The sequence below is a fragment of the Cohnella thermotolerans DSM 17683 genome (assembly GCF_000429825.1).
GTDB classification, from domain to species: domain Bacteria; phylum Bacillota; class Bacilli; order Paenibacillales; family Paenibacillaceae; genus Cohnella; species Cohnella thermotolerans.
Genome location: NZ_AUCP01000114.1, coordinates 1 through 5,559, shown reverse-complemented (window position 1 = coordinate 5,559; position 5,559 = coordinate 1). Strand labels below are relative to the sequence as shown.

At 44.2% G+C, this 5,559-nt stretch carries 4 protein-coding genes, 1 pseudogene and 1 riboswitch; of the genes and pseudogenes, 2 read left to right on the top strand and 3 right to left on the bottom strand.

Features of this window, described 5'->3' with window-relative positions; all coding sequences use genetic code 11:
* Positions 1–1,081: 1,081 nt before the first annotated feature.
* Genes G485_RS0117060 through crcB (G485_RS29350) form a run of 3 tightly spaced genes read right to left on the bottom strand, consistent with a single transcriptional unit; the run spans position 1,082 to position 2,455 of the window.
* Positions 1,082–1,675, bottom strand: coding sequence for an undecaprenyl-diphosphatase (locus G485_RS0117060; protein ID WP_027093511.1), 594 nt, complete (start codon positions 1,673–1,675; stop codon positions 1,082–1,084).
* A 24-nt stretch (positions 1,676–1,699) separates the two neighbouring features.
* The gene (gene crcB, locus G485_RS29355) at positions 1,700–2,059 is read right to left on the bottom strand and encodes a fluoride efflux transporter CrcB (RefSeq protein WP_084423365.1); all 360 of its coding nucleotides are present in this window, start codon (positions 2,057–2,059) and stop codon (positions 1,700–1,702) included.
* Positions 2,060–2,065: 6 nt separating this feature from the next.
* Positions 2,066–2,455 carry a fluoride efflux transporter CrcB gene (gene crcB / locus G485_RS29350; protein WP_240489187.1) on the bottom strand — a complete coding sequence of 130 codons (390 nt, stop codon included), beginning with the start codon at positions 2,453–2,455 and terminating at the stop codon, positions 2,066–2,068.
* A gap of 63 nt (positions 2,456–2,518) precedes the next feature.
* Positions 2,519–2,581: riboswitch (Fluoride riboswitch) on the bottom strand.
* 827 nt (positions 2,582–3,408) lie between these two features.
* Between crcB (G485_RS29350) and G485_RS27080 the strand changes: the two genes are divergently transcribed.
* On the top strand, positions 3,409–5,175 hold the full coding sequence (locus tag G485_RS27080; protein ID WP_051318365.1) for a recombinase family protein: 1,767 nt from the start codon (positions 3,409–3,411) through the stop codon (positions 5,173–5,175).
* Positions 5,176–5,293: 118 nt separating this feature from the next.
* Positions 5,294–5,559, top strand: a pseudogene (locus G485_RS30670) (transposase); the annotation flags it as partial.

Here is a 5,559-nt window from a genome sequence, read left to right as displayed (position 1 = left end):
GGGTTTGGGCCGAATTTGCTCCCGCGGTGCTCATACAAGTTTAACTGTCATCGCTATCCAGTTTCTGGTTATGAACCTGGAACGGCGACTGCGGGTTCTTTTTTTCTCTTTTTTCAGATTCATTGCGTTCCGTCCGATTTTTTGCATGAAAACCGCAAAGAAAATCACGGTCTAGGCTCATGCGTTGGGAGCAGCTTAAATTGATCTTGTTCAGCAAGCCCTATCTATAGAAGCCACGGTTTGATCCTCCTTCTAAAGTAGAGTCGCGTCACTTTAGTAGAAATCATACCGTGGCTTCCCTTGTCAAGAAGCTCGGCGCAATTTTACACCACTACTTGAGACTATAACTCAAAAAAGGTTAACTTATTTTGGAAACTTGAAAAAATCAGAATCCCATAAAAGTTGGAAAACCCGGATTTTTCGTATTTTTAGCGTTGAAAAAAATCATTTATTTACAGTTGTTTGAAAGCGTATGTGTGTTCGATAACAAAGGACCGTACAAATGTGGACTTTGCGAGACCGAGTAAAAGGGAGCGCAGTTAGGATAGCGGCAGGTTTTCATGGACAATCGTTGATCAGAATACCTATAAGCGGCGTATTAGGGGGATTCCTGATTTGAGTCGGACTTTCCCACGCAAACAAAATGAAGCGTCACGTCGCCGCTACCGGCTGCTTTATTTCGGTTAGCGGCGGAATTCCAACCAGCGTGGTATATTGATCTTCACGAAGCTAGGGGTTTTCTTTCTTCTGTATACCCAAAGGTTCTTGGACAGACATTGATTGCGAAGCCCAAAAGTACAGCGACATCTTTGGTAAAACTTGTCGGAGTACAACAAAGTAAAGCGGTAACCTTTTTAGGGCTACCGCTTTACTGCATTAGACCCTGCCTTTAAAAATGGGGAATTTGGTCTGGTAGAAACAAGACGGAAACAATCGACTAGATGTAAACTGGTCTTCGATGCCCAGATCCCGAAATTATACGAGCTGCCGACCCGGATAAGAAGCCAACGTTTTATCAGCTTATGAAGGATTATGAGCTTGGAATACAATGAGCTTATGAGTCTACTACAATCGTTATTTATTAACTTGGAAGTTCAGTTTTTTTTCTTGCCAAAAGGCGAAAGAACAATTTTTTGTACATTTTTATTATAAAAGTAGAAAGCGGCGCAAGTAATATCCAACGGCTTTGAAGCAATAGGCTTGCTAAAAAAGCTACTACGATGGACCCTATCACATCTCCCGGATAATGATGGCCAACATATACTCGCGAAATCCCTGTTGCAACGGCTAAAGCCAACATACTGTAGCCCCACCATCCGGACCAGCGTTTACAAATAAGTACCGTTAATGCAAGTGCGAATGCCCCCGATGTATGATCACTTGGAAAGGAAGCATCCGCTGCGTGAGGGAACAGTAAATGAACCGAATGGCTTACAAACGGCCGAGGCTCAAAATAGAACTGGGCAATCACATAATTCAGAAACAAAGCCAACATCCCAGCGAACCCCGACTGCGCAACAATATGTCTCCTTCGATCATCGCCAAGTACCCACACGAATCCAAGCCATATAGCAAATAACTCCAAACCGTATTTGCTTACAAGTACCATAATCGAATCGAGCCAAATAAGATGTCCCGACAAATCGTTAATAAATTGAAAAACAGCATAATTCATAGCGGCAATCCTCCTGATGTTCGTCTAGGTCCACAAATGCCCGAGTACATAACCTAATGCGCAGAAAGCAATTCCAGAAATCACACTGATAGACACATAAGAGACAATAGAGCGCCATTTATATAGTCGGCGGATCTGAACAATTTCGTACTGGAATGTAGAAAAAGTTGTGAAAGCTCCTAAGAAGCCCGTTCCCAAAAGGGCGGTAAGATGTAAATTCAAAGTCAGCCCATACAAAAGGCCGAGTAAAAAGGAGCCTGCCAGGTTTACAGTCAACGTTCCGAAAGGAATCGATGATATTGATCGTCGACTAAACGCATCCACGACAGCAAATCGGCTAATCGCCCCAATAAACCCACCAATGCCTATCCATAAAATATCCATTAACGTTTACTCACTTTCCTGATGGATTCTGCCTTTCTCATAGTTACCCAGGCGTATACCTAAGCTTGTGAACAGGTAACCGCCGAGCAGGCTTGCTGCAATGTAGAGCAATGCTAATCCATAATGTGCTGATTGAAGCAATGTTACATTTTCATAACTAAAGGTCGAAAACGTAGTGAACGACCCAACAAATCCTGTTCCGAAAGAAGAGCGGAAGTGCGGATGTACCAAAAATCTTGTCGTGGTCAGCGTATAGAAGAGAGAAAGTAAGAAACAACCCAATAAATTAATCGTTAGCGTGTGAACCGGAAATGCTTGTCCAAAACGTTCTCCTATCCAAATGCCAAGTGAATAGCGGCTAATAGCGCCGAGCGTTCCGCCGACACCGAGATACACATAAATCAAATCGACCACCCCTTTCCATTTTTTTGAAAAAAAGCAAACTCCTACCAGAATAAAAATCTGGTAGGAGTCATTAGCCGTTACCGGCGGTTTATGGCGAACTCCATCGCCTTATGAACATGTTTTTATCTTATTTGAAATCGCCGTTCTAGTCAATCTCGATTTGTATTTTATATATCAAATCCAGATAGGTATTTAATTGTCTCAAAAAAAGGCAGCCGCGCAGGATAGTTTTTGGACAAGTAGTTCCGATTTTGCCCTAAAAATGAAATGAATATTAGAGGGATATTATTCATCCTTCATTGATCCTTGAAAACTAAATACAATCTTATCCGGTACGTTCCCCGCATGGCCTAAAAGGGAGAGCCAAATTGCAGGCGCGCCACGACCAGTTTGCCGATTCTTATTTCTGCATGCCTTGAAATCAGAAGCGGTAAACTGCGAGCGATTTTGCCCATGCAATACATAAATGGTGGTTCCATTTAAGGCGAAGACCCATGCGGAGGGATAATGATACTTCCGTCTAGCCACAGTTCAGCGCAATGGGGGCGGCTTGCAGCGATCCTGGAAGAGGTTTGAAGCCTATGAGGACGGCCAACCACTGTCCGCCGGATAGGGTTAATGGAAGAGAAGCAACCAAAACAGAGGCGGAAACAGAGATGCGCGCATAAGGTTTTGTTCGTTGCGCATCTCTGCTTTTCTGTTTTTAAGAATGATTGGGAGGTAGCTATGAACCATAAACTCATCAGGTACAGTATGCAAATCGCTATGATAAGACAGCTGCTGGCATTATCTTTGATTACAGAAAGCGAATTTCATTTGATAAAGAACAAAACGATGCAGGATTACGGCATCATTTCGGACCTTACTTCTTGATTCGCACATTTGTCGGTCCGCCCATCTCTTATTAAACTGATGGCAAGTAAATAAGAATGGAGGACAACATCATGGCTCTTGAAGTGCAAGTGATTAAAGCAAGTCGGAAAATATCGGATCGCAACGCCGGAAAGTTATCGGATGTTCTTCGCGTCGCCCCTTATGCCCGCGTAAGTACCGACACTGAGGAGCAATTGAACAGCTACAAATCGCAAGTCGCCTACTATACCGATCTCGTTAGCAAACGCAGCGACTGGGTGTTGGTTGATATTTATGCGGACGAAGCTATAACCGGGACACAGGTAACGAAGCGCGAGGATTTTCAACGCATGATTAACGATTGTATGGACGGGAAAATTGATATGATCATCACGAAGTCTATCTCCAGGTTTGCAAGAAATACGCTGGACACGTTGAAATACGTCCGTATGCTAAAGGAAAAGAACATCGCCGTATTTTTTGAAGACGAAAATATCAATACGCTGACGATGGACGGCGAATTGTTGCTCGTCATTCTAAGCTCCGTAGCGCAGCAGGAAGTGGAGAACATCTCCGCCAACGTGAAAAAAGGTTTGAAAATGAAAATGAAGCGCGGCGAACTGGTGGGCTTTCAAAGCTGTTTGGGATACGATTACGATGCGAATACGAAAAAGATAACCGTTAATCAAGAAGAAGCCGAAATCGTTCGCTATATTTTTGAACGATATACATCGGGGATCGGCGCTTACGTTATTGCAAAGGAACTGACTGAGGCGGGACATAAAACCAAGTACGGAAGAGTCGAATGGCAGGACACAACCGTTCTTGGTATCATAAAGAATGAGAAGTACAAAGGCGATTTGTTGCAAGGAAAGACATTTACCGTCGATCCAATTTCCAAGAGAAGACTGGACAATTACGGTGAGGAAGATCAGTTTTATGTCAAAAATCATCACGAGCCGATTGTCAGCGAGGAAGTTTTTGAAAAGGCGCAGGACATATTGCATCGAAGAGGCGAGAATCGCCGCCGCGGCGCAAAAGGCAAGCGGGACAAGTACAGCAGGAAATTTGCTTTCAGCAGTAAGTTGGAATGTGCTTTCTGCGGAAGCAACCTCTCGCGGCGGAACTGGCACAGCGGAACCCCGCATGAGAAGGTGATTTGGCAGTGCGTGACAGCCACGAAAAAAGGGAAGAAATACTGCTCTCACAGCAAAGCTTTGGAGGAAAAGCTGATTGAGGGTGCTTTTGTCGAATCGTACAAATTGGTGTGCCGCAACAATTCGGATGTGCTGGACGAGCTTATGAAAAGAATGGAGTCCGTGTTTAGCGACCAGAATAATCAAAAGCGACTGAACAAAATTATCAGCGATATTCAGGTTACGGAGCAAAAACGTTGCAAACTAATTGATTTGTGCCTGGATGAGAAAATAGACAGGGCTACTTACGAACAGAAGTATGCGGAACTCGATACTTCGCTTACTAAATTGCTCGAAGAAAAGGAACAGTTGGAGCAATCCGCGCAAGATGAAATTGACTTGGGAAAACGGCTTGAACATTTTCGCAAAGTGCTTCAAACGAATGAGGTTCTGACCGCATTCGACCGGAACGTATTCGAAAGCATTGTCGATAAAGTTATTATTGGGGAGAACTCCAATCAGGAAAGTCACGAGCCGTACAAACTGACCTTCGTATATAAAACAGGCTTCCATAACAGCATCCAAAGCAAGATGCATAAGCAAAAAAAGTCCTTGCGAGGTGAAAGGGGGAAAGTGCCTTCCTATTCCGAGCACGACACATGTGGAGTGCTGTTCACTGTTAGTCAGGAAAGACTAATAGTTGAGATGTATTGGCGTAGATAGTAATGGAGCGGGTGAAGTCCCGCTTCTTTTTTTTCTACGACAGCAAGATTCACTAACAGGATTTTCCTTTCTTTTGTCGAAGTAAAAGGGGATCAACTTTGTAAAGGAGTTGCCCCCTATGCTTCCTAAAAATCGGTTAGGTGCTGCCCCCCGGATCTATTTCCGAACCGAAATGACGCACTGCCCGCATTGCGAAACGAAGCTGCAACGTTCGCATACGGCCTGGCATAAAAAGATTTCCACGCTGAACGGTGTCATCGACGCATGGAGCATGGCGTACGCTTGCAAGAATCCAACATGCTCGCATACGGGCGTCTCGTATAAATCAGCCGAAGCGGAGATGCTCAGCATGAAGCACTCGTCCTATGGCTACGATGTGCTGGC

Excerpts from the sequence above, each read along its gene's own strand:
- G485_RS0117060 (WP_027093511.1), bottom strand. The coding sequence starts at position 1,675 with ATGAATTATGCTGTTTTTCAATTTATTAACGATTTGTCGGGACATCTT.
- crcB (WP_084423365.1), bottom strand. The coding sequence starts at position 2,059 with ATGGATATTTTATGGATAGGCATTGGTGGGTTTATTGGGGCGATTAGC.
- G485_RS27080 (WP_051318365.1), top strand. The coding sequence starts at position 3,409 with ATGGCTCTTGAAGTGCAAGTGATTAAAGCAAGTCGGAAAATATCGGAT.